General features: G+C 38.1%; 22 protein-coding genes. 10 read left to right on the top strand and 12 right to left on the bottom strand.

The genetic code is table 11. The features are described 5' to 3' along the window. Positions 1 to 29 precede the first annotated feature (29 nt). Positions 30 to 866 carry a hypothetical protein gene (locus tag JC525_RS18290; RefSeq protein WP_198817341.1) on the bottom strand — a complete coding sequence of 279 codons (837 nt, stop codon included), beginning with the start codon at positions 864 to 866 and terminating at the stop codon, positions 30 to 32. 421 nt (positions 867 to 1,287) lie between these two features. Between JC525_RS18290 and JC525_RS18285 the strand changes: the two genes are divergently transcribed. Together JC525_RS18285 and JC525_RS18280 are read left to right on the top strand one after the other, a co-directional pair. Then, positions 1,288 to 2,064, top strand: coding sequence for a hypothetical protein (locus JC525_RS18285; RefSeq protein WP_198817340.1), 777 nt, complete (start codon positions 1,288 to 1,290; stop codon positions 2,062 to 2,064). A gap of 317 nt (positions 2,065 to 2,381) precedes the next feature. After that, complete coding sequence (locus tag JC525_RS18280; protein ID WP_198817338.1) at positions 2,382 to 3,047, top strand: choice-of-anchor E domain-containing protein; 666 nt, start codon at positions 2,382 to 2,384, stop codon at positions 3,045 to 3,047. A 287-nt stretch (positions 3,048 to 3,334) separates the two neighbouring features. Here JC525_RS18280 and tnpC read toward each other — a convergent pair whose 3' ends face one another. The 3 genes from tnpC to tnpA all read right to left on the bottom strand — a co-directional run bounded on the left by tnpC (position 3,335) and on the right by tnpA (position 5,591). Continuing rightward, positions 3,335 to 4,837, bottom strand: coding sequence for an IS66 family transposase (gene tnpC, locus JC525_RS18275; RefSeq protein WP_198817336.1), 1,503 nt, complete (start codon positions 4,835 to 4,837; stop codon positions 3,335 to 3,337). A gap of 86 nt (positions 4,838 to 4,923) precedes the next feature. After that, entirely contained in the window at positions 4,924 to 5,274 is a 351-nt protein-coding gene (gene tnpB / locus JC525_RS18270; protein ID WP_015067774.1) for an IS66 family insertion sequence element accessory protein TnpB, read from the bottom strand. Beyond that, positions 5,271 to 5,591: an IS66 family insertion sequence element accessory protein TnpA gene (gene tnpA / locus JC525_RS18265; protein WP_015067775.1), complete on the bottom strand. Its 321-nt coding sequence runs from the start codon at positions 5,589 to 5,591 to the stop codon at positions 5,271 to 5,273. The genes tnpB and tnpA overlap by 4 nt, the downstream gene beginning before the upstream one ends. A 202-nt stretch (positions 5,592 to 5,793) precedes the next feature. Here tnpA and JC525_RS18260 point away from each other — a divergent pair, with 202 nt between their 5' ends. Then, positions 5,794 to 6,477, top strand: coding sequence for a hypothetical protein (locus JC525_RS18260; RefSeq protein WP_198817326.1), 684 nt, complete (start codon positions 5,794 to 5,796; stop codon positions 6,475 to 6,477). Here the strand turns inward: JC525_RS18260 and JC525_RS18255 are convergent. The 4 genes from JC525_RS18255 to JC525_RS18240 form a co-directional block, all read right to left on the bottom strand. After that, positions 6,467 to 7,402, bottom strand: a complete 936-nt coding sequence (locus JC525_RS18255; RefSeq protein ID WP_198817324.1) for an O-antigen ligase family protein — start codon at positions 7,400 to 7,402, stop codon at positions 6,467 to 6,469. The genes JC525_RS18260 and JC525_RS18255 overlap by 11 nt on opposite strands. A gap of 614 nt (positions 7,403 to 8,016) precedes the next feature. Further along, complete coding sequence (locus JC525_RS18250; protein ID WP_198817322.1) at positions 8,017 to 8,496, bottom strand: hypothetical protein; 480 nt, start codon at positions 8,494 to 8,496, stop codon at positions 8,017 to 8,019. A gap of 122 nt (positions 8,497 to 8,618) precedes the next feature. Further along, positions 8,619 to 10,556 carry a bifunctional diguanylate cyclase/phosphodiesterase gene (locus tag JC525_RS18245; RefSeq protein ID WP_198817321.1) on the bottom strand — a complete coding sequence of 646 codons (1,938 nt, stop codon included), beginning with the start codon at positions 10,554 to 10,556 and terminating at the stop codon, positions 8,619 to 8,621. A gap of 17 nt (positions 10,557 to 10,573) precedes the next feature. Next, the gene (locus JC525_RS18240) at positions 10,574 to 11,125 is read right to left on the bottom strand and encodes a transglutaminase-like cysteine peptidase (RefSeq protein ID WP_233095292.1); all 552 of its coding nucleotides are present in this window, start codon (positions 11,123 to 11,125) and stop codon (positions 10,574 to 10,576) included. 305 nt (positions 11,126 to 11,430) lie between these two features. On the opposite strand from JC525_RS18240, the gene JC525_RS18235 reads away from it, so the two are divergent. The 6 genes from JC525_RS18235 to JC525_RS20170 are packed head-to-tail and all read left to right on the top strand — an operon-like array spanning position 11,431 to position 18,534. Further along, positions 11,431 to 12,315, top strand: coding sequence for a sulfotransferase family protein (locus JC525_RS18235; protein WP_198817319.1), 885 nt, complete (start codon positions 11,431 to 11,433; stop codon positions 12,313 to 12,315). Then, positions 12,299 to 13,576: an O-antigen ligase family protein gene (locus tag JC525_RS18230; RefSeq protein WP_198817317.1), complete on the top strand. Its 1,278-nt coding sequence runs from the start codon at positions 12,299 to 12,301 to the stop codon at positions 13,574 to 13,576. The genes JC525_RS18235 and JC525_RS18230 overlap by 17 nt, the downstream gene beginning before the upstream one ends. Beyond that, the gene (locus JC525_RS20210) at positions 13,536 to 14,729 is read left to right on the top strand and encodes a glycosyltransferase family 4 protein (RefSeq protein WP_198817315.1); all 1,194 of its coding nucleotides are present in this window, start codon (positions 13,536 to 13,538) and stop codon (positions 14,727 to 14,729) included. The genes JC525_RS18230 and JC525_RS20210 overlap by 41 nt, the downstream gene beginning before the upstream one ends. Next, positions 14,722 to 15,495 carry a WecB/TagA/CpsF family glycosyltransferase gene (locus JC525_RS18220; protein ID WP_198817313.1) on the top strand — a complete coding sequence of 258 codons (774 nt, stop codon included), beginning with the start codon at positions 14,722 to 14,724 and terminating at the stop codon, positions 15,493 to 15,495. The genes JC525_RS20210 and JC525_RS18220 overlap by 8 nt, the downstream gene beginning before the upstream one ends. Before the next feature lies 1 nt (position 15,496). Next, on the top strand, positions 15,497 to 16,729 hold the full coding sequence (locus JC525_RS18215; protein WP_198817305.1) for a hypothetical protein: 1,233 nt from the start codon (positions 15,497 to 15,499) through the stop codon (positions 16,727 to 16,729). Between the two features lie 23 nt (positions 16,730 to 16,752). Then, entirely contained in the window at positions 16,753 to 18,534 is a 1,782-nt protein-coding gene (locus tag JC525_RS20170) for a right-handed parallel beta-helix repeat-containing protein (protein WP_198817303.1), read from the top strand. A 476-nt stretch (positions 18,535 to 19,010) separates the two neighbouring features. Here the strand turns inward: JC525_RS20170 and JC525_RS18205 are convergent, their stop codons facing one another. Then, positions 19,011 to 19,553, bottom strand: a complete 543-nt coding sequence (locus JC525_RS18205) for a hypothetical protein (protein ID WP_198817301.1) — start codon at positions 19,551 to 19,553, stop codon at positions 19,011 to 19,013. Positions 19,554 to 19,848: 295 nt separating this feature from the next. On the opposite strand from JC525_RS18205, the gene JC525_RS18200 reads away from it, so the two are divergent. Then, on the top strand, positions 19,849 to 20,865 hold the full coding sequence (locus tag JC525_RS18200; RefSeq protein ID WP_198817299.1) for an NAD-dependent epimerase: 1,017 nt from the start codon (positions 19,849 to 19,851) through the stop codon (positions 20,863 to 20,865). A gap of 27 nt (positions 20,866 to 20,892) precedes the next feature. Here JC525_RS18200 and JC525_RS18195 read toward each other — a convergent pair whose 3' ends face one another. Genes JC525_RS18195 through gmd form a run of 3 tightly spaced genes read right to left on the bottom strand, consistent with a single transcriptional unit; the run spans position 20,893 to position 23,444 of the window. Continuing rightward, on the bottom strand, positions 20,893 to 21,354 hold the full coding sequence (locus JC525_RS18195) for a GDP-mannose mannosyl hydrolase (protein WP_198817297.1): 462 nt from the start codon (positions 21,352 to 21,354) through the stop codon (positions 20,893 to 20,895). Between the two features lie 2 nt (positions 21,355 to 21,356). Then, positions 21,357 to 22,316, bottom strand: coding sequence for a GDP-L-fucose synthase (gene fcl, locus JC525_RS18190; protein ID WP_198817295.1), 960 nt, complete (start codon positions 22,314 to 22,316; stop codon positions 21,357 to 21,359). A 12-nt stretch (positions 22,317 to 22,328) separates the two neighbouring features. Beyond that, the gene (gene gmd, locus JC525_RS18185) at positions 22,329 to 23,444 is read right to left on the bottom strand and encodes a GDP-mannose 4,6-dehydratase (protein ID WP_198817293.1); all 1,116 of its coding nucleotides are present in this window, start codon (positions 23,442 to 23,444) and stop codon (positions 22,329 to 22,331) included. Positions 23,445 to 23,677 lie beyond the last annotated feature (233 nt).

Below are 23,677 nucleotides of genomic sequence, written 5' to 3'. Positions count from 1 at the left end.
TCTCTGTTGGAGAGAGTGGATAAATTTGGTCAATTAATTAATGCAATTGGTATAATAGTGCTATCAGAGCGGTTTGATTGCGTAAATTGAGAAGTATCTGTTACTGCCCCTGGTGAAGATTGAACGCCGTTTATTTCACTGAAAAAGACAAATTCAGACAAATTGGGCACGTCAAAATATTTTGCTTGTTGTGTATTGTCTGACAGGAGGTCACCAAGCACTATGGTTGTGCCGTCCTCTTCAATTATCTCGTTTTCTTTGCTTACAGCAATGTACGCTGTGGTTTCAAGAGAGGACGATAATGCATTATTAGATTGTTGTCGAACGGCAGTAAAACCAGAGCTGGTGGTTTCAGAGGCTTTGGTTAGTTCATAGCTATTAGCGTTACCTTCATTTTGTTGTGTTTGCTGTTCTAATAGTAATAATGGCCTTGAAAGAAACTCTGTTGTGAATTGGTGTTGAAACTCCCCTGGCGAGCTATTAATAGTGCCAATTTCTATCACACTTCCTCCAATAGTGTGTACACCTCGTTGAGCAATTAAAAAGCTTGCGTTTACTGAGGTATCTGGAGCATTTGCTGAATCCCAATCTACTCTTGCTTGAAACGATCCTTTGTTCGTGCCATTACCGCTTACAATATTTTTTATATTAAACGTATAGTCTTCATAAAGCATGCTGTTGTTTTCAACAATTACATTCATCGAAGAAAATATGGCGGCATCCGAAAAAGAGCTATCAAATTCAAAGGTCTGCCATTGATTAGTTAGGGTTTGATCCTTTAATAGCGCAATTGGCCCAGCAAAAGCGAATAAAGGTAAAATAGCTAGAAAAGATAAAGCAACACGTTTGGTATTTTTTATTTTCATTTCTATTGATACATGCAATAACGTTTAGTTGGCTGTTTCAAGCAATATAAGTGCCCTTAGCGTAACCCTTAGATTTAACTAAATTTAATTTTCAAAAAAACGCTAGAATAAAAAAAATGTAAATTAGCCTGACACAGATCTAAATACGCTAGAGCAGCTATCTTACTGTCAGAGCGTTTTACATAAATTACTGGCTTCTCGCCACTTTCATGCCATGTATCAGATTTCAAAGACATTATTTAAAAGGTGTAATTCTTGCTTCTGAAAACTAAGGTTACTCTCTCGTAATTTATTCTGCTCTTTTTAACTATACACTTGATAACGCAGTAGGTTTTTGTTGCGTATATAGCGGTCTCCAATAAAAGCATATTCAAGTTTTTGAACAAACATTGCCCGGAACGAAAAACTAGAGAACATTGCTATGACGCACAAAAATTCAATACTGTTAAAAATAACTTTTATCACTTTACTGTTATCGTCATTCGCGGCTTATGGTGGTCTTCGAACCGTCACTGTAGACTGGTCCAACTATTGTGCTGCAGGTTCAGAGCACTCAACCAGCGATTGCGTATTTAATGTGAAATACGATGATTCAGCAACAAGCGCCTCACTATACACTGACGGCGCTAATGGAGTGGGAGAATTCGGTTACGGCGATGACGTATGGGTAGCTAATGTTATCGCGCCTGGTGCTTCTTTCATAAGCCAAGGAATTGTCGACTTAAGTACTTTTTATAATGTTATTGAGTCACAAGTAAGAGCGGAAAACCCATCTGATAGCACAGTATATAATTTTAATACGATAAATAGCGCCTTGCTAACTGACACCTATTCATATGTCTATAACGATAGCACCGGACTAAATTTGAGGTTGAAAAAAGATAGTTTCAGCTTCGAGTTCAATTTCGATAGTTTGTTGGGTAGTTACGAGGTTTTAGACGTAAATGGTAACACAGTGCTTGATAGAGGCCTGAATCTCGATAGACGAGGAACGGTGATTAGTTATCAAGGAGAAATCATATTTGCCCCTTCACCGGGAGAGCCGACACCGCCACCTGCTACAATACCCGAAACCAACCCGCCAGCCCCAGTTTCTGAACCAGAGCCGTCAATCATTAGTGCATCGACACCTCCTATTGGCGGTTTGTTTTTGGGCGCTTTAATTTTAATTTTATCAATTCGAACATGTATTCAATAACGTCTTATTAGATTAAGCTTAATTCTAATTACTAAAAGTAAATGGTATTTGCTATGCGGCGTGAGCACTTAATTGAAAATAGCTCATAACTACCGAAAGTTGTAGCGTGTCAGATATATTTACAACTAAAGACTAATGGCTGGGTTGGTAGATTTAAATTGTTGAAATTAAAATGAAAAATAAACTGGCACTTAATGTGCATTAAAAGTGAATAAGTGTGGTTAGATATATAGTTTGATGCGAAAAATAGTCAACGCAAGCGTTACGATAGATAGTCAGGCAGCATCAAAATAAGCAACTCTTTTGAGGATAAAAAAATGTTTAAAAAATTACTGTTCAGCTTTTTGCTCATCGCCTCATCTGGCGCGGCAAACGCAGCGTTGATTACACAATCGGATAGTGTTACTCGCCAATCCACCAACTTCAGCACTTCTTTAATATTCGATTTGTTCGACCTTGGTCCTAACTTCGAGCTTACAAAAGTGAGTTTTTCAATTGACGGTGATGTATTTGGTTCAGCGGAGATTGAAAGCCGAGATGCTTCGGCTTCTACAATTGATATTTCGATATCGGTTGAACTTACTCTATTTGATACATCTAACGCGCCATTAGTTATTTCGATCCCACTTTTTACACAGCAATTTGAAGCGACAGCTTATGACGGAACAAATGATGCTGGAGGGACTTCGGGCATAACATACACGGGCTTAACTGCTTCTCAATTTGTAAGTGAGTCTTACACCGATGCGTTAACACTAAGTGCATTTACTGGCACTGGTACTGTAAGCTTAGGGTTTGGCGCAAAGGGTACTTCTACAGCTTCTGGGTCTGGTAATCTTGCAACCTTTTTTGAAACAGAAGCCAGCGGCGATGTTGAAGTAATTTATGAGTACCGTGCGCGAGAAGTTTCTGAGCCGTCAATGGTGGCTTTGTTTGGTTTGGGCTTAATTGCTCTAGGCAGTTTAAGAAGAATTAAAAAGTAGAAGCCGCTGAATAAAATACTTTTTTACAAAGCGCCATTCGTGGCGCTTTTTTTATTGCAAAAACTTTAGCCGATATCGCTGGATATAATCACGAGGTAACATCGCTCCAAGAATACGCCGAAGCAGTCTGAGGTAATGAAGGCTATCAACACGCTCTATCTAGGGCGAATATTTTTTCTTCTCACCCTGAGAAAAATTCATCAATTAGCTACCGCAAGTGCACCTGCTTTGGTGTCGAATAATTATACATTTTTGATTGTTTTTTGGTAAACGTCTGGCAATCCCACCTAACGCTTCGCAAATTGCCATGGTAGTAGTTGCTCGATATCGGCGTTGGGCCGACTGAGTTCATCAAGGCAAATCATCATATACTCGAACACATTGAGGTCGTTGGCCTTTGCCGTTTCGATAATGCTGTAGAGCACTGCGCTGGCGTTTGCGCCCGTGGCAGTTTGGCTAAACAGCCAATTCTTCCTGCCTATCACGAACGGTTTAATCGCGCGCTCAGCGCGATTGTTATCGATACTTAGTTGGCCGTCGAATGTATAACGCGCTAGCTTTTCCCATTGGTTCAAGCAGTATTGTATCGCTTCACCTAATTTGGTTTTCGGTAGTACTTGCTGGACTGATTTCGTTAGCCACGTATGGAACTGATTGAGTAACGGCAGGCTCTTTTCTTGCCTGGTGAGGTAACGCACTTCCACCGTTTTATCTTTTAATTGAGTTTCGATGCGGTAGAGCTTTTGGATGTGATTCAGAGCCCAATCTGCTTTGCCACTGCCTTTTTTACCTGCGCCTTTTTTGGCTTCCATGAACTTACGGCGTGCATGTGCCCAACAACCAATGAGTGTGGCTTGCGTTTGCTCATAGCCTTGATAGCCATCTACTTGCAGGTAGCCGTTATATCCATCAAGGAAGTCTACTGCGCATTGCCCAGCGCGACTATTGTGATAATCGTACAACACGATATTGGGTATCTCTGCATCAGAGATATTACCGTTAGGAGAGTCTGCGCCACTGGTGTATAGCCACATGTAGCTTGTCGCTTTCTCAGACTCAACAACTTTCAACGTGGTTTCATCCGCCGCGATAACAGGTTGTTTTAGCAGATGTTGATGAAGCTGTTCATAAAGCGGTTTAAACAGCTCAGCGCAGCGGATTATCCAATCAGCCATGGTTTTACGGCTTAGCTCGATACCATGCTGTTTAAACATCGCTTCTTGGCGATAAAGCGGTAACCCATACTGATATTTGCTGGTGATGATTTGACTTAATAAGCTTGGCGTTGCGTAGCCTTTTGGAATCACGCTGTGAGGTACGGGCGCTTGTTTAATCGTGTTGCTGATACCGTTCTTTTCACAGGTACGGCACGCATATTTAGGGCGAACATGCTCAATCACTTTGACCTGAGCTGGGATAAACTGAAGCTTCTCTGACTTATCTTCACCAATGCGATGTAAGTCGCCGGAGCAACAGCCACAGATTTTTTCTTCATCAGTAAGGTCGTGAACGATAACTTCACGAGGCAGGTCTTTCGGTAGCGGTTTACGTACAGGCTTTTTACGAGTGTAGCTAATCGCTTCTTCAGCTGTTTCAGTTTCAGCCTCAACAACCAACTCTTCCGCTTCATTGAACAACTCACCTTGCCCAGAGTGGCCTTCGGTGCTTTTTCCAAACTGCTTGTGCTGGGCAACACGGAACTGTTCTTCTAAATAGGCAATCCGCGCGCTCTTCTCTTCAAGAAGCGCTTCAAGTTCAGCGATGCGGGATTGGTATTCTTTCTCGTTCATACCACTATTATCCCGTATTAAGCTGCTGATTACCTTACATTATTAAGACTATTTCGTGATCGTTAATCGCTACTTATGATCACAGGTTATAAGCCGGATGCGTTGTAGTGCAACGGCTGATGGCCTATGACATCGTAGCCCGATAACAGCCATTGTAGCTGTTGTTCACTCATATGCATCTGTTTTAAGTTCGCATCGACAGGCCACTTAAAACGATACTTCTCGAGGCGTTTATACCAGAGTGCGAAGCCCGTTTTATCCCAATAGAGTATTTTGACCTTATCGCGCTTTTTGTTGCAGAAGACGAACAGTGCATCGCGAAACGGATTAAGGCCCATATCCTGCTCAACCACGACAATCAAGCCGTTAATCGATTTACGGAAGTCGACGATATCCATGTACAGGTAAATATCAGCAGGCTCTACGAACATCTTCATTCGGCCAATGCCTTCATCACGGTAGCAACCCAGTGAGGATTAGTATTTGTTGGCACGGTAAGTTGAGCATTTCCAAGTTGCAGAAGAAGTTCGCTATCGGTTTCTTCTGTGTATGACTCAACCTTCGTGACTTCACGCTTCACCTGAACAAACTTGCTGCTTGTTCGCTGTAACCGAATATCACGACGCCTGGTGTAGTAAGTTTGAACATTAATCTGCTGTTGGCGACAAAACTCCACCGCGGTGAGTCCACTTTGCTTTTGTTGTTCAAATATATTGAGCCAGTCTTGGATGTCTCTTCGTTGATGTTGCTGCATGGTCATTCTCCTTAGCAAAAAAGAACACCATGCCGTAGCTGACTTATAAATTGAATGTGGGGATTACCGGACGGACACGTTTTTTGTATTCTACTCGCTAATCAACTGAAATTTCGATAAAAAAATGTTGGTTCGAGTTTTGCTAAATCTTTAACTTAAAGCACCTTTAAACATACATTATAAACTATAGGGAAATTTCAGTATGTTTTTAAAAAAAACACTCGTTTGTTGTACCTTCTGCCTTTTTATCGACATAGCTGCTGCAAGACCTATTGAAATCTTAATTAATGGAGATTTTGAGACAGGCGATCTAACGGGTTGGAGTCAGTTGTTGCCAAGTGCGCCTTCTATTGAGTGGGGCGTAACATCTGGGGCTGCGATAGGCTCATACTCTTTAGCGTCTTCGGACGGAACTCGTTTTGCTTCCCCTTGGGTAGAAGGGCCAAACCCTTCAGTCACTACACTTTTTCAAATTGTTGACTTAAATGCACTTCAGATTGACCTGACAAACACTTTCACATTTGGTGCCGAAGCCATATTTGCAGAAGATAAAATTTCTTTGGGATATCAGCTATTTGATAGTAACCAACAGTTACTTTTTACTAATACTCTATTTTCGGGGAGTGGGGGCGCTAGCCCTAATACTACTCGCATCTCTCAGTCATTTTCGTTTGTTACTGGTACGCAGTATATTAGCTTTTTTGCAACAGGTGAATTGCTCAGCGGATCATATATAGATTCTGGTTTTGACCAAGCATCGATATTAGCGCACCTCAAGCCACAGGCTTCAGTAACTTCACCCAAGTACGTCAACTTTCTGTTGCTCTCACTAGTTTTATTCTTAAATATTAGGCAACTGAGAAAAACGAAGGGTTCTATCTCATAGCTCGATTGTTCGCCTGAAAGCCAAGGGCTAAAATCACCATAGACAGCGCAGTATTTGCTGGTGCTTGTAATGGAAAGTCTACAGATATATGAATGGCCATGCCAATAATAGCCATTAGGCACCCAAACGCTGTACCTTTCATTAGTGTGTTTCTTCGTTGTCTTATCGCTTTTATGCAGCTTACAGCGGAGAGTAGGGGAACCATAAACAATAAAATCGTGGCTGGTATTCCAGCCTCTACAGCAAACTGCAAATAGTCATTATGAGCATGATCGTAAAATGCTTTTATCTCTTCCCCCTGGTATTTGGGAAAAATGCCATAGAAACTACCCATTCCAGAGCCTGTTAACGCAAAGTCTTGCAAAAGCGGAATGCTATCTCTTATTACTTCATCTCTGGTTTCTTGTGAGAGGCTTGTTTGTTCTAAACGAGTTTTTACCTTATCAAGCCCAAACCATGCACTTAAAATAAACATGTCTATTATAAACATGCTAATAATTAATATGCTGAGCCCTTTCGTTCGTTTTTTTATTAAAAACAGGCTGAGTAAACCTACGACCGACATGGAGACAAAAAACGCGGTATTGCCCATTCTAGAACGCGACATTACCAAGGCGATCACCATTATCGCCAGAGCTATTCGTACTAGTGCTTTTCCGTGGAGAAGCGTTTCTAGGAAGTTTCGTAACTTTTGAGTTGTTCGAGATGCACTTTTTTGAGCAAGCAGAGTGCTTACCAAAAATCCCACTCCCATACTTAAGCAAAGCATAAGGTAGTTAGCGTAATGGTTTTTGTAAACAAAAGTGCCAGTGGCCATACCGCGTATTGGTAACCCAAAAACTAAGCTGTTGTCTAGCCTAAAAAGAATTTCTAGCGCGCCATATGTTGCTTGAAAAACACCAATTACTACAACAGCTAGTAGCATAGTACGTATCCTTTGAGCTGAATTGCAAAGAAGTAGCGTACACACAAAAAGTGATATATAAGAAATAGTCTTATAAAGTGAAATAGTCGACTGGGCGCTATCTATTGATAACGTGGCGTAATGTGCGTTTCCCAAGGTATACATGTGTTCAAAGGCTTTATCAAAGGCACTAGCGCCAGAATAAGAAGCGTTATAAAGCGATACGGCTTCTGGCGACAGGTACTGCAGCAGCCAAAGGGGCATGGGAATTATTTGTATAACGCTATAGACGAAAAATAGAAAAAGAAGTGTTAATGGTATCTTATGCTTTAGCAAAACCTGCTTTAGGTTACCTGCGTTTACATAAACGCTAGCAAACAATAAAAAATAACATGCTATGTTCATTAACCCCCAGGCCCAAGGGCGATTACTTGCTAAGGGAATAGGTAGCCAAAATAGAAGTGCTAGTAAGCAAAAAAAAGGGGCCTTTCCTTGTGGCGAATTCTTGGTGTACTTCATATTGTATTACAGCAGTATACGTATTTTAGTCAGTGTAAATTAAAAAAAGAGCAGGCACAAAAAAGGCCTTTGTTAAGGCCTTTAAATATGAACTTAATATTTTATAGCTTTGCTAACTAGTTGCCTGACGCTGCTGCGCCACCACCACCGCCGCCACCAGCACCAGTTCCAAACCCGATTGGGCCTGTTGCACTGGCACCTGCCGCAGTTTGGAACAAGTTGCCTTGGTTAGTTTCAGCCAGCATTGGTGAAAACGCTTCAAAAAGCGTTGTGCCCATGTCGGTTGTAACACCTGCCTGGGTAGACGCAGTAGTAAGTGCTGCATCTGTGGCTTCTTGACCGCTAGCTACTGATTCAATGAAGAACGCCTGAGCTTCAGCTGGAAGCGATGCTAATGCTACTTTTTGCGTTTCTGTTAACTCGGTGCTGCCTTCAGCCAGAAGAGCCTGTACCGCACTAGCGGTGTCTTCAGATTGTGCGACAACCTGAGCAATTCTTGCTTCAACGCTGTTGTCTTCCGATGACGTATCTTGCGCAAATGAAAGCGAAGAAACGCTAAGAAGCATTACAGCAATAAACGATAAATACTTGCGCATAAATCCTCCGGTAAAAAAATTAGGTGACGCGTAAACACAACGCCTATGAAACTACTGGTTTAAGAATATCACTCTCTGTAAACATTGCATAGTGCAAATAATAAACGAAATGTAATTGCCAATCAGGTAGACTCAATCCACTTAGTAGGTGCGCTTACCATGTACCCTTGTATACAATCTACGAATAATTCTTGCAAAGTTTGTGCCTCAATTTCCTCTTCAACCAGCTCGGCAATAACGATAATGTTTAAACCGTGGGCAATATTAACCAGCGAACGAACGAAGAACTGGTTATCTTCCATTTTGTGAATATTTCGCGTAAAGCTTCCATCTAATTTAATGTAATTAGGTCTTAGCTTTCTTAAGTGTGCAAATGCCGCAATGCTAGAGCCCACGCGCTCTATAGTGAGTTTAGCGCCAAGGCTACGCAGCGCTTTAGCCAAATAATGAGTATTTTCTGGCGCGTTTTGTAAACACACCTCTTGGATTTCTACCACTAAATGTTCTGCCGATTCAGGCGCCTTTTTCACAAGTTCTAAGAATTTGTCTATGTAAATGCGCTCTGCCAGAGTTAATGGAGACAGATTAATTGCCACTGTTTCAGCCCCATCAGCACTTAAAAGTGTCAGTATTTTTTTCAATATTACTGTGTCTAATTCACCGGCGTAGTGTAAATGTTGCGATTCAGCAATAAGTTGCGACATTGGAAGATATTCTTGTTCATTTTCTCCCCTAAATCGTGCATAGCATTCCGAGTATACTAAGTTATTGTCAAAATCTTTAACAGGTTGGCGAACTATATCTACTGCGTTGTCGCGAATTATGCGATTAAACTGTTTACGCCATTCACTTTGACTAATACGTGTTTCTAGTTCACTGGCCAGCTGCCAACGTTTTGTGGTGTTTTTAGCTGACGTTAGTGCGGCGTCTGCATTTTCCAATAATTGCTGCTTATTACTGAACTCGTTAAATTTTGCCGCGCCTATATGGGCGAAACCATGGGTATACATAGGTAGCGATTGAGCAGAAAACTCTTCAGACAAGTCATTTAAAAAATCACAGCAGCGAGTTTCGTTAACGCCCTCCAGTAGAACAACAAAGTCACCCCCTCGCACGCGGTAAATTTCAGCCGATAATGCCGCGCCTTTGCTTTTAACGATGTGTGCCAGCGTGTTTATATAAATGTCGGCGGTTTGCGCCCCTTCATTTTGGTTTACGTCACCCAGGCTAGATAACCGTATGATCACCAAGTAACCGGTAGGCGCCATCTCTTTATCCGCAAACAATCTAGCTAGCCGATTATCAAGTGCTAGCTTATTACCTAAATTTGTTAGTGAATCTACATAGGCGCTTTGGTAATAGCTTTGCGCCTGTGCGGTAAGTTCGTTGTGCTGCTTGTTTAAAATACTGGCCATTTTGTTAATGGCGCGAACCATTAAGTTGAGCTCTTCAGTGCGCGGCACATCCTCTATTTCGCTGAAGTCACGGGCACTAATTCGCTCCGACGCGCGAACTACCGCAGAAACCGGGGTAAGAATAATGCGAAGTACCGCATACAGCAAAGCACTGCCCACTATGAAAAGTAACAATGTAAATCTAAACGTACTTTGGGCGTTCTCCCACAGTTGCGCATAGCCTTTACCAGGGTGAGACGTTACTGTCATTACGCCAGCAATGCTCCAACCAGAATTGATTTCTGATTCACTAGTAGGTGGGTTTAATGGAAATAAATCTCTAAACCAGTTTGGTACCCCTTGAGGAGTAGGCGGGTTTTCTTTTTCTAACAAAACGGTATTTTCGGTGTTTCGAAGTTCAATACGTTGATAATAACCACTATCGAAAATAGCGTTAACCATAGTCTCAACAATAGGTAAGCTGTTTTCATCGCCCACATAAGGCGATATGGATAACCCTAACGAGGTGGCCGTGTCTTGAGAGTGAGAAGACAGCTGGCTTTCAACATACGCACGAAAACTGTTTACATTTATGTACACAGTGCCAAAAAAAACCAACAGCAACACAAAAAGAAAACCAAGGCTAAATTGCTTTGTGAGTGACATGTTCTTACCTATTATTATTAAAAGTCCCGCTCTATGCGGCTGGTTAAGTCGTCCCACATTTTATGGCGTGAGTCACCAAGTTTTGTTCCGCGCCCTTGTGCTTTTGCTTTATATAAGCCCTCACCATTGAAGCTGTAAACAGGGCGAAGGTCTGGGCGTTTGTTTGCGGGAAGAATACGAGGGTTTATATTATCAAGAATAAGAGGAATTGCATTAGGTTCTGGGTAATAGGCCAATACCATATGGGCTTGATTTTGACGAAGGGCGGTAACAAACATCATGCGTAATTTGCTGTCGGGAATGCCTAAAGCGCGTAAAGAAAAATATTTAGCAATTACATAGTCTTCGCAATCACCGCCGTTGGTACCCAGCATTTCAACAGGTGTAGCCCAATAATCGGGCTTGCCCCAGTGTTTTATATCTGTGTAGTATGGGATTTCGTTGAAAAAGTTATTTATTTCGTATAAAGATTCTAAATCTTCTCTATCTGATTTTCTGTTTATGAAGTTTATCCAAGAAACGATCTTATTGGCATTTTTGTTGCCAAACTTGTTTGTGAGACTCCTCAATTTTTCAGTACTGAGAAATAGCTTCGTCTTTTCTGGGTTAGAATTACTAGGTAGACAAACTAAGAGCAATAAAACAAAAGGTAAGTATTTGAACTTGTTCAGTTGGCATCTCGCTACTAGAAAAGCTTCTACAGGACTATAGCATTTCACTATATATCCCCCAAATATTTTGTGCAAAGTAGTGTATAAAAGGCATAAACAATAATAGTATACCTAAAACTAGATATTTAAAATCTATTCTTACTGTGTAACGTTCGAAACCTTCTAGCTTAGTTTGCTGGAGGAACATACAGGGATTGAAGTATATGAGAAAGATATTTATTGGTGGATGTGATCGCAGTGGTACTACGTTTTTAGCGAGCTTACTGGGAAGTGCTAAGGGGTCAGTGGTAACTCCTGAATCATTGTTTAAGGACACTAGCTTGAAACTGGAGGATGAATTCAAAAGTATTTGTGATGATTGGCGATTTAAAACGTGGGAAATATCTCCTCCAACGGACTATAGTAGTATCGAAACTTTCATGGAAAGTTGCGTTATGAAATATGCAAAGAGTAAAAATATAGAAACGCCTACAGTTTGGATAGATCATTCTCCCAATAATCTGGAAAATTACTCAAAACTTACACACGCCTTTGATAATACTACTTTCATACACATTATTCGTAATCCTTATGATGTAATCAATTCTATAGTACCTCTTGAATGGGGGCCAAACACATCATTTTTTGCGACAATATTTTGGTTAAAGAAAGTAGCTTCTGGACTTGCAGTATCTGAAAAAGACAATGTGATCACCGTCAAATACGAGTCACTTCTAAAGGACGATAGATTTACTGTTTTGGATGGGTTAATGAAGAGTCTTTATTTGACTTCGAATTGTGATAGTAACGAATCTGTTAACTATTTCCTTCCGGATTTCACAAAAGAACAACATCAGTATATTGGAAAATCCAAGCCGAAAGAAGTCAAGAAAAATAATCTTAATAAATATGATTATTATATCATCAATAAACTTGTAGGTAAGGTTATAAAAAATTTAGGTTACAAGGTGAAGGAACATGATGTTTCGATTATTCTATTAGTATTATTTATAATTTATTCTTTTTTTAAGGAAGTCTTGTTTCGCTTTTTTATTAATCCTAAAAAATATAAGAAAAAGAGAGAAAATCTATATGAATCTAAGGGTTAATGATACTTGGAAGCTAGTTATTTTAATAATTCTCTTTGTATCAATTTCTTCATCTTTCGTGAATGTCAGAAGGCTTGATGGATTTACTATTGCAGCTCCTTTGATTGAATTAGGATTTTTTAAGAACTTAGTTCCTATGCTAGGACTTATTTTTATATTTTTTCCTTTATTATACAATGGGACAAAATTTAACGTTGAAAAAAAAGAAAGAGGATTGTTTTTTTCACTTTTGGTTTTTTCAATGTCTCCCTTTCTGTCGTCGTTTTTAGGAACTACTACGAATTTTGATGCTCGAATATTCCTTTATCCTATTTGTGTGTTAGTGGTATTTAAATACGCTCCACCAAATAATTTTGTATTAATGAATTTTGTACACAGGTTATTAAATGTCTATATTGCGATCAACTATATAGTAATAATTTTCGCTTCAAATTGGGCGTTGCAAAAAGGATATACAATTGGATGGTTTGATGCGATCCAAGTAAGGTTATACGGCGTAAGTGGGCATCCGAATAATCTTTCTTCACTCTTACTACTCTATATATTTCTTACACTTTCTATGAGTTGGATATCGAGCTCAAAAAAGATTTTTTTCTTAATTTCGGCTTTCATATTAATTATTCTTTGTCAATCAAAAACTATACTTTTGATTCTTTTTGTTTGTTTGACATACTTTTCCGTTTTAAAATATCAGGAAAAAGTTACTGCTAAAGAAAAATCTTTTTTTAAGTTTATAACAATATTTTTTACTATAATTTTTCTAGTGTTTTTTGTTAGTTCCATTGGTGAAATAGATAGTATTTTGAAGGGATTTTTAGGTGAAGCGCGATACAATAGGTTATCAACGCTTACTGGCCGCGCTATTATTTGGCAAGTTACAATCGAAGAGTTAATTAAGAACCCGATTTTTGGCTACGGTCCAGGACTATATGATAATCCAGAGTTGTTTCAAAAAAGACTAGGATTTACACCTAGTCATGCTCATAACCAAATTTTCCAAACTCTTGGTGAAACTGGCTTTCTGGGTTTAGTTCTATTTCTGGTTGTGTGGTTCAATTTTGGAAGAGCTTCATTTTCAAGTAGAAATAGCAACAGTATTGTGAAAGTACTCTTCTTAGCCATGACTATACGACTAATTACGCAGTCAGTACTTCGCAGTGGATTCGATGAAATATTTTTATTTCAAATTATTTTTGTTTTTATATTGAGGGCGACTCTTCGTGGAGAACCAGAAAATAAAAGTGCTAAGTATTCACAATAAGTACAAAATTAGAGGTGGTGAAGACAAATCTACAGAGTCAGAAAGAGATTTGCTGGCCGAAAACGGGGTAGAAGTTTACACTATAGATGAAAGTAATAACAAAATAACAGGCATTAGAAGTATTATCTATTTTATAATGTCTTTTTTTAATGTTTTTTATTACTTAAAAGTAAGAAGGATAATTATCGAAAAATCTATTGACGTAGTTCATGTTCAGAATTTTTTTCCTATTATCAGTCCTAGTGTTTTTTTTGCAGCTAGTAAATTGAATGTACCTACGTTAATGACTATAAGAAACTATAGACTGTTTTGCTCGAATGCCCTATTTTTTAGAGATAACAAAGTGTGCAGAAAATGTGAAAAGAAGAAGTTTAACTTTTACGCAATTAAGTACAAGTGTTACAGGGAGTCGCGGCTGCAATCTATATACATCTCCCTTTTGTTTTGGTTTTATGACTCAATTGGAGCATGGAGTAAAGTAGATAGATTTATTCTACTAACAGAATTTCAGCGCGAGATGTTTTTACAAAATGGGTTTAAAGATAAACAATTATCTGTCAAAGGAAATTTTGTTTCAGATTATCCCAGCTACGATGATTTAAAGCTGAATCAAGCTTTATATGTCGGTAGGCTTTCTGAAGAAAAAGGGGTCTTAAAACTGATTGATATTTGGAAGAAACAGTCTTTAGCTAATAAATCAAAAATGACACTTGTGTTGGCTGGAGAAGGACCTCTTTACGATAAAATAAAGTCAGAAACACAAAATGAAAAATTCATTAAGGTGATTGGGCAAGTTGAATATGAAACTGTTTATAAGCTTATGGCAGAATCAGTAGTGCTTATGTTTACCTCCAATTGGTTTGAGGGAATGCCGAGAACGATTATAGAAAGCTTTGCATGTGGTACGCCCGTGATTTCATCAGATCTTGGTGCTATGACTACAATGATAGAAGATGGCATTACAGGGTATAAATATAAAAATGAAAAAGAACTTGAAAAATATGTAGATTTACTGATGAAAAATAGTGAACTATTTCGTTCTATGAAGAAAAATTGTTTTAAAGAGTTTCACAGTAAGTACGAAAAAACGAATAATGCAAAAATTCTTATTAAACTCTATAAAGAGTTAATTGAGGAAAAAAAGGATGATTGATCTAAGAATTCTCAAAATGAGGGTAAACCTTTCCAATATTAAAGAAGTTACAGATCGCATAGTTTTTCTATGTAAAAATAAAATAGGCTCTTATGTTTGTGTATCTAATGTTCATATGTGCATGGAAGTTTATGACTCCCCTGAGTTTGAGCGTATCGTTAATAGTTCTGATTTAACAGTAACCGATGGAAAACCTATTTACCTAATCGCTCGAATCAAAAGTATTTTTCGTGGCAGAGATAGTTTACATAGTTTCTCACAGGTTCGTGGTGAAGATCTTGTATATAATATATGTAAACACGCAAATAGCAGTAAAGATATTAAAGTTGGTTTCTACGGTGGTTTTAATAATGATGTTTTAAAATTAGTTACTGAAAAGCTAACGAAATTATATCCAGGCCTTCAAATAGTATTCGAATACTCTCCTCCTTTTAGGTCGAAAGCGACTTTGGAAAGCGAAGAAATTATAGAAAGGATAAATGCGTCGGGAACAAATATCCTTTTTGTTGGACTAGGTTGCCCAAAGCAGGAAAGCTGGATGTATTTACATAGAGACAAAATTAAGTGTTGTTCTATTGGAGTAGGAGCTGCATTTGACTTTATTTCGGGTTCTAAACAACAAGCGCCTAATATTTTTAAAGCTTTGTATCTTGAATGGTTTTTTCGTTTACTATGCGAACCGAAGAGACTTTGGAAAAGATATTTGATTTTAAACCCTAGATTCATAATGTTAAATATTTTATCAATGTTTAACATTGCTAAATAAAATGAATAAATTTTACGCTATAGTAATTGCACTATTTGCTAGAACTTCAGTTATCACTATTATGTTCTTATTAACAGTTGTGATAACAAATAAACTAAATAAATCAGAAGCAGGGGTTTTTTTATATTGCTTAGCAATAATCACCTTTATGAGCGTATTCTTTCGCTTTGGTTTCGATAACGTAATTATAAAGGAGTTTTCGGGTAAAAGTATTTTAACTAAAACCATTAGAAGAGCAAAAGTATTAAACTCATCCGCGGCCTTATCTATATTTCTATTGATTGTTTCATTGTTAGTTTTGAGCGTCTTATGGTTTCCGCTTCCAGTTAAGAAAGACTTAATTTTTATATCCTTAATTATATCTTTTCTTTTATCAATGTCTGTAATAATTGGAACGCTTTTTCAAGCGCGAAATAACATAATTACAGCAACGTTCTTAAATGGCTTCTTACCTAATTTTTTGTTTATAGTTTTTTTATTGGTGTTCCCGAGCTTAGATGCCTTTGGTTCTTTGAAGCTTTATCTCTTAGCGAGTTCTATAGCAGTTGTAATTAGTTTCATTCTTTATTTTAGTAAATTTGAATTGTTCGGCATAGAATATGTCTCGTTTATTGGCCATAAAAAGAGCGTTAAAACAGCATTTTATTTATGGCAAGTAGCTTTGTCCCAACAATTGATAATATGGTCTGGCCAGTTAATCTCAGGTTTCTATCTAGCGAATCAGGACTTGGCTCTTATCGCTGTTTGTCAAAGAATTTCACTGCTTATTAGTTTTGTTCTTGTAGCAGTCAATTTTGTACTTTCACCCATATATGCTTCGTATTTTAACAACGATGAAACTGCAAAAGCTTTGATGCTTTATAAAAGGTCTGTAATATTCTTAGGCTTAGCAGGTATACCAATATTTTTATCAGTATTTTTTCTATTTGATTACTATAAAACCTTTTTTGGTGAGACACTTGAAGATAGCAATTCCAAGTTGATACTTTTAATTCTTTGTTGTGGACAAATTATTAATTTAGTTACAGGTAGTGTTGGTTATATTTTGAGTTTATCGGGTAATGAAAAGAAATTGCGGAATGCACTTTTTATTACTGTTTTCGCTAGTTTACCTGTCTATATGGTTTTAATACCAATTTATGGTATCTACGGTTCCGCTCTATCAACAGCACTAGCAATTGCTCTTCAAAATATTTTGTCAGTGTTTTTCCTTCGGTACTCGTTTAACAAATAATGTAATTGGGCTGGTGAACTATAGTGAAGTTTATATTTAACTTAAAATTCATAATATTATTTTGTTTAGTTCGGCCATGTCTTGCTCTTGATATTTATATTGATGTAGATAGTAGTGATACAGGTGATGGTAGTTTCGACACTCCATTTAATGATATCCATAGTGCATTGGAGTACGTCGCAAACGAAGTTAAAGAAAAGAATATTCGAATAATATTTAGAGCAGGAAGATATGAATTATCAAAGCCAGTAACATTGACACCAAAAATTTTAAAAGATGTTGAAACTATTATTTTTAAGACTTTCGAAAATGAAAAAGTCATCATTACAGGGTCGACACTTCTCAATCGCTGGGAGGTCTATGATAAATATAAACGGATTGTAAGGCACAAAATCGATTTTGAGTCTCCAGCGATGATGCTCTATATCGACAGCATGTTTGCAACAAGAGCAAGAGAGCCTAATAAACTTTCAGAAAAATCGTTTGGTCCTTATTTCCCTCTTACTGGTGTCCATGGTGATGGTTATATGATTTCCAAATCGTTGTGGGATTCATATGCACCCGAAAATATGGAAGGTTTACAACTAATAGTTAAATCTCACTGGATACACCATAATGCCACATATTCAAACCACAAAGAAATGGGAGAAAATGTAATTTTTCTACCTAAACACAAGGAAGAATTACTTTTCTTCAATAAGAATAACGAATTTTATGACAAATCTTATTTTTATTTTGAAGGTGCTTTTAAATTCCTAAACGAAGAGGGGGAGTGGTATTTAGATTACAAGGACGGGTTTATTTACTATAAGCTGAAAGCTAATCAAAACACCAAAGATTTAGTAGGCGAAATACCTAAACTCGAAACTCTATTTTTTATTGAAGGGAATCGTTTACGTAATTTAAGTAATATTGAATTCAGAGGTTTTAAGTTTACTGGCACGGGGTGGGCTAAGCCTTTTACCAAAGGTGGTGCTTATACTCAATTCGCTCAACCTTACGGAAAATCAAAAGAAGAAGTGCGCTCAGATAACGTTCCTCCAGGACTTATATTCGTCAAAAATGTTAAGAATCTAAGAATCACAGACAATACCTTTACTATGATAGGAGCTACTGCGATAAAAATACATAGTAATGCGGACGATCTAATTATTAGTAGAAATGTATTTTCAGTAATGGGAGCAAATGCGATAGAGATTGACAGTCATTCGTCGAAAAATCCAGATAAGTCACTAAAAAGTAGTGGAGTGATAATAGCGGAAAATATCATTACCAGTACAGGCAATGTAGTCACAAACGGTGGTGCAATCCTTTTACATTACGTAAGCAATTCACTAGTAGAAAAGAATACGATATGTAACTTGCCTTATTCTGGAATCCAAGTAGGTAACCAACCGAAAGGCTATAACGATACAGGCACTTTTGGTAATGTTATAAAAAATAATCACATTTTCAATGTTATGCAGTTGCATGACGATGGTGGAGCTATTTATACATTAGGCGGAAATCAGGAAGGAACAATCATCGAGCAAAACTATATTCATGATATTGAGAGGAGTAAGTGGGCTGGAAATTGGTATGTTGACGCGATATATCTAGATAACTTCACACAATTCATTACGGTAAAAGATAATGTGATAAAGAATTCTAATATAGGAGGAGAAAGAAATAATTCTAAAAACAACATATTTGTAAATAACGGTAGAGATATAAAAGAAGCACAAGTAGTAATAGCTAACGCGGGTGCACCGTCTGAGCTACTTGAGAAGTCTCGTATATGTGAATTGTCAAATGGTTCTGATTAGTATTTCAAAAAGAATATTATAACCGTTCCTGATACAGAGTGACATATCCATTTTAGAAGTTCTTCGTTTAGGCTTGATTTAAAGGCGATTTTTTTGCTAAAAGTGCCCAATTGTAATATTGAGTATCTAATCCCTGAAAGATGCTGAAGCTGTCCTATTGGATGTATTGGTGGCATTTTTACTTTATGGGTTGGCAATATAGCAAAATGCATAAAGTAAAGTTCTATAGAACAAGCAGATATCTTAGGGGGACGATAAAGCTTGAAAAGCGCTAGACCTTTACATTTTTAATAAGTTAAGTGGTAACCTAAGCCTAGGTTTGAGGACTTACTTAGAGCATAACACACAAATAATTTTCTTAAACTCCAACTAAAGCTTGAATGTTTAAAACGATTCCTAACATACAGCCTAGAAAAATACTAAACACCCCTTAGGTATGAGTGTAAATCCTAAGGAGTGTTGGTGTTAATAGAAACTTAGCTACGAGTTTTAAACCCTCTTACCGCTAATATACCCATTGAGCATAGCAGTAAGTATAAGACGTTCGGCGCAGAAGCCGGCACCGTCACAGAAGAGGCGGAAGCGAAAATTTCATAGCTAACAAAGTCTTCTCCTCCATCTGGACTATAGTTCACACCTGAACCGTTCTGCCAGGAAATGTTGAGTATACCGTCAGAAATAAAGCTAGACCAAAGCGCATCACTGATGTTAACGGTACCAACTATAGTGTAATCTATAGTGCCAGCATTATTTGTTACACTTAGACCAGGAGTTTGAGCACTCCAATCCGCTAATAAAATACCATCTATAAAAAATCTGAAGCTCTCATTTACAGATTGAGAATAATCACCTTTAATAACGTAATTTATAAAGGCGTTTGTATTCAAATTCGTCGCAACGCTAGCAGATGTACTAAACGATGACCCTGTGGTAGTGAAAAACGTCGTATTCGACGTGATTAGCGCAGCGTTCGCGCTCAGAGAAGCCAAAGAAACTAATAAAACTAATACATATTTCATATTAAAAACTCAATTGGTTACGAAGTTACTATACTAACTAAAGCTATTATTGTGCCACATTTTAAAAGTTCATTTAAAACAGTATCATAGGGTTGTCATGTCTGGGGTTTGAAGAGTGGTTGTAAAAAATATCGACAACGCTCATGCAAAGATATGAGTCAAATCTTATACGGTATATTAAGCTTAAATGAAATCTATTTAAATTGTACAAAGTTTTCAAAAATAAACAGTTTATTTATGAGGTATTATAGAGTTATCTTAATAAAAATACGAAAAAATGGGTTTTTAAAGGGATATGAAAATTTTAGTAACTGGAGCTGCTGGATTCATTGGAGCAGAGGTTTGTAATACTGTTTTGTCACATGGTCATAGAGTCGTTGGTATTGACAATATCAATGATTATTATGATATCAACCTAAAAGAAGCGCGGCTTCAACGTATTGAAAATTCGATCAATAGCGATAACTTTACTTTCCAAAAGATCGGAATAGAAGATAGGGTAAGCGTCGAAACACTATTCAATCAACACAAGTTCGATAAAGTTATACACCTTGCGGCACAAGCTGGCGTAAGGTATTCAATTGAAAATCCACATGCATATGTTGATTCTAATTTAGTTGGTTTCGTAAATATTCTTGAGGGCTGTCGGCATCACAATGTACAGCACTTAGTTTATGCTTCTTCAAGCTCAGTCTATGGTGCAAATGAAACAATGCCATTTGTAGAAAGCGATAACGTAGATCATCCTGTAAGTTTGTATGCGGCATCAAAAAAAGCAAATGAATTAATGGCGCATACTTATAGCCACTTATATAATTTACCTACTACAGGACTTCGCTTCTTCACAGTCTATGGTCCATGGGGTCGACCCGATATGGCGCTTTTTAAATTTACTAAAGCAATTTTAGAAGGCGATGAAATTCAAGTTTATAATTATGGCGATCACTACAGAGATTTTACATATATAGATGATATTGTTGATGGAATTTTAAAAGCGCTAGATAACACTGCTAGCGCTGATACTGACTGGAACGGGAAATCTCCAAATCCCGCTACAAGCAAAGCACTATATCGGGTCTATAACATTGGCGCACATGACCCAGTTCATCTATTGAGTTTTATTGAAACGTTAGAAGAAGCTTTGGGAGTAAAGGCAAAAAAGAATTTGTTACCTATGCAAGCCGGTGATGTAATCGCCACGTACGCAAATGTTGATGCATTAGGTGAGGCTACAGGATATAGACCTAAGACATCAATTAAAGAAGGTGTTGGTAAGTTCGTAGAATGGTATAAGGCCTACTATAACGTCTAGAATTCTTGAAGCTATATAGGAGCAGAATTATACTGATCCTATATAGTTTTTTGAGTACTGGTGAATACTTTCATCACTCGACGCCAGTCTTTTTTCTTTCCAAAGATAGCTGCTATGTTGCTCTCCAAATGGCAGGTGAAGATGATTCTTAGTAACTATTAAATGATAGGCTAGTGCTATGTAGTGTGTGCTGGGAGACTCTCCGAAAACACTGTCCTCATAAAAGTGCTCCCATGCTCCAAGTAAACGCGCGTTTGAGCGATTGAAGCAAACTCCTAACTCATTTTTATTCAAGCGCTCAAATGCTGCATCCAGCGTTTCATTTTTTAAAATACGTCCGCCAGGCACAAACCAAAAGCCCTTTGCTGGGCGATTATTCCTTAAACCGAATAGAAGTTCCCCATGTTCATTTTCTACCACTAAATCTATTGAGATTAATGGGGTAGAGTCTATGACAGTAGTAAATACTTCTTGAGATAGAAAAGACAATGTTAGCCTCTAAAATTTTCCTGATTGTCCAGAAACCATTGGTAGGTGCTAGAGAGACCTTCCTCCAGCGAAATTTGATACTTCCACCCTAGTTCTTTTAGGCGCGAGACATCCATCAGCTTTCTGGGCGTTCCATCAGGCTTAGACGTGTCCCAGATAATCTCTCCATGGAATCCTGTAACTTTCGCAATTGTCTCCACCAATTCTTTTATTGTGCAATCTTCACCTGTCCCTACATTAATATGACTCAACATTGGGGAGGTGACATTGCAGTAAGTGTCTTTATCTAGGTTCATTACGTGAATTGAAGCCGCAGCCATGTCATCCACATGTAAAAACTCCCTCATCGGCGTCCCACTTCCCCATGCAACCACCTTGTCGTCACTCTTTTCAGCTGCTTCGTGGAATCGTCTTAACAACGCAGGGATTACGTGTGAATTTTCGGGGTGAAAGTTATCATTAGGTCCGTACAGGTTAGTCGGCATGACGGAGCGGTAGTCGCGTCCGTACTGTCTATTATAACTCTCACATAATTTAATACCTGCAATTTTGGCAATTGCATAAGGCTCATTTGTTTCTTCAAGTGTACCTGTTAAAAGCGCCTTTTCTTGCATAGGCTGAGGCGCTAGTTTGGGATAAATACAGCTAGAGCCTAGAAAGAGCATTTTTTGAACGTTATTGGTATGTGCAGCGTGAATAACGTTGGCTTCAATCATCAGGTTTTCGTAAATAAATGAAGCTGGATAAGTATTATTAGCATGTATTCCACCTACTTTGGCAGCAGCCAAATACACTTCATCTATTGCATGTTCAGCGAAAAAGCGAGTTACGTCATTCTGATTTGTCAGATCTAAATCGCTTCTGGAGCAAGTAATCAAGCGAATGCTTGAATCTGCTTCTAATTGCCTGACAATTGCTGAGCCAACCATACCCCTATGGCCAGCAACAAAGATAGTTTTCATGAGTTTGTCCCTTTACTCTTTTGCGACAGAAACGGTATAGCCATGTTTTTTCAATAGTGCATGTTGCTTTGCTTTTTCTAGATCTGCAGCCACCATTTCAGAACACATCTGCTCAACAGTGATTTCGGGTACCCAGCCAAGCTTTTCTTTCGCTTTTGACGGGTCGCCGAGTAAAGTTTCAACTTCTGCAGGTCTAAAATAACGAGGATCAACGCGCACTATGACGTCGCCAACCGATAAGCCAGGTGCTAATTCATGATTAACATCTTTAACTGTGCCAATCTCATCTACACCTTCTCCAGAGAATTCTAGAGTTATGCCAGCTTCTTTTGCTGACATAGCGACAAATTCACGTACAGAGATCTGCTTACCTGTTGCAATAACAAAATCTTCCGCGATGTCTTGTTGTAGCATCATCCATTGCATCCTTACATAGTCTTTGGCGTGCCCCCAATCTCTCAGTGCATCCATATTGCCTAAGTAAAGACAAGGTTCCAGTCCTTGGGCGATATTTGCTAATCCCCTTGTGATTTTTCGCGTTACGAAGGTCTCGCCTCGTCTGGGAGACTCATGGTTGAACAGTATGCCATTACAAGCATACATGCCATACGACTCTCGATAATTAACTGTGATCCAATATGCATACATTTTGGCAACTGCATAAGGAGATCGAGGGTAGAATGGAGTAGTCTCCTTCTGCGGAATTTCTTGGACCAATCCATACAATTCCGAAGTTGAAGCTTGATAAAACTTAGTTTTCTTTTCTAACCCTAGAAATCGAATTGCTTCTAATAATCGTAATGTACCGATAGCGTCGACATCAGCAGTGTACTCAGGAGACTCGAAAGAAACCGCTACGTGGGATTGAGCACCTAAGTTGTAAACTTCATCAGGTTGAACTTCCTGCAGAATGCGCGTCAGGTTCGATGTGTCTGTCAAATCTCCATAGTGCAAATGAAACTTAGGGTTATCATTGTGTGGATCTTCGTAAATATGGTCAATTCGCTCTGTGTTAAACAAAGAAGCTCTACGCTTAATACCGTGAACTTCGTATCCCTTTTCTAATAAAAACTCCGCTAAGTAGGAGCCATCCTGGCCGGTTACACCAGTAATAAGTGCTTTTTTCATCTACAGTTTACCTGTTAATTTTATTTTAAATTTATGGAGATTATTTGGGAATTAAGTTCACATTTTGTATTAATTAATATGCAATGTGATGCCTATAAATATCTACAGGGAAATAAATTAATTTTTGAACATTAATCTATCTAAAATTTTCCTTTAAGGCTAGATGTAAATTATGTATAAAAGGTCAAGTTAAATTGAAAAAGTATTCACTATTAGGTGTATTCTACAGTTAA

This window comes from Alteromonas sp. IB21 (genome assembly GCF_016405965.1).
Lineage (GTDB): Bacteria > Pseudomonadota > Gammaproteobacteria > Enterobacterales > Alteromonadaceae > Alteromonas.
This window is presented reverse-complemented; position numbering and strand designations above follow the sequence as displayed.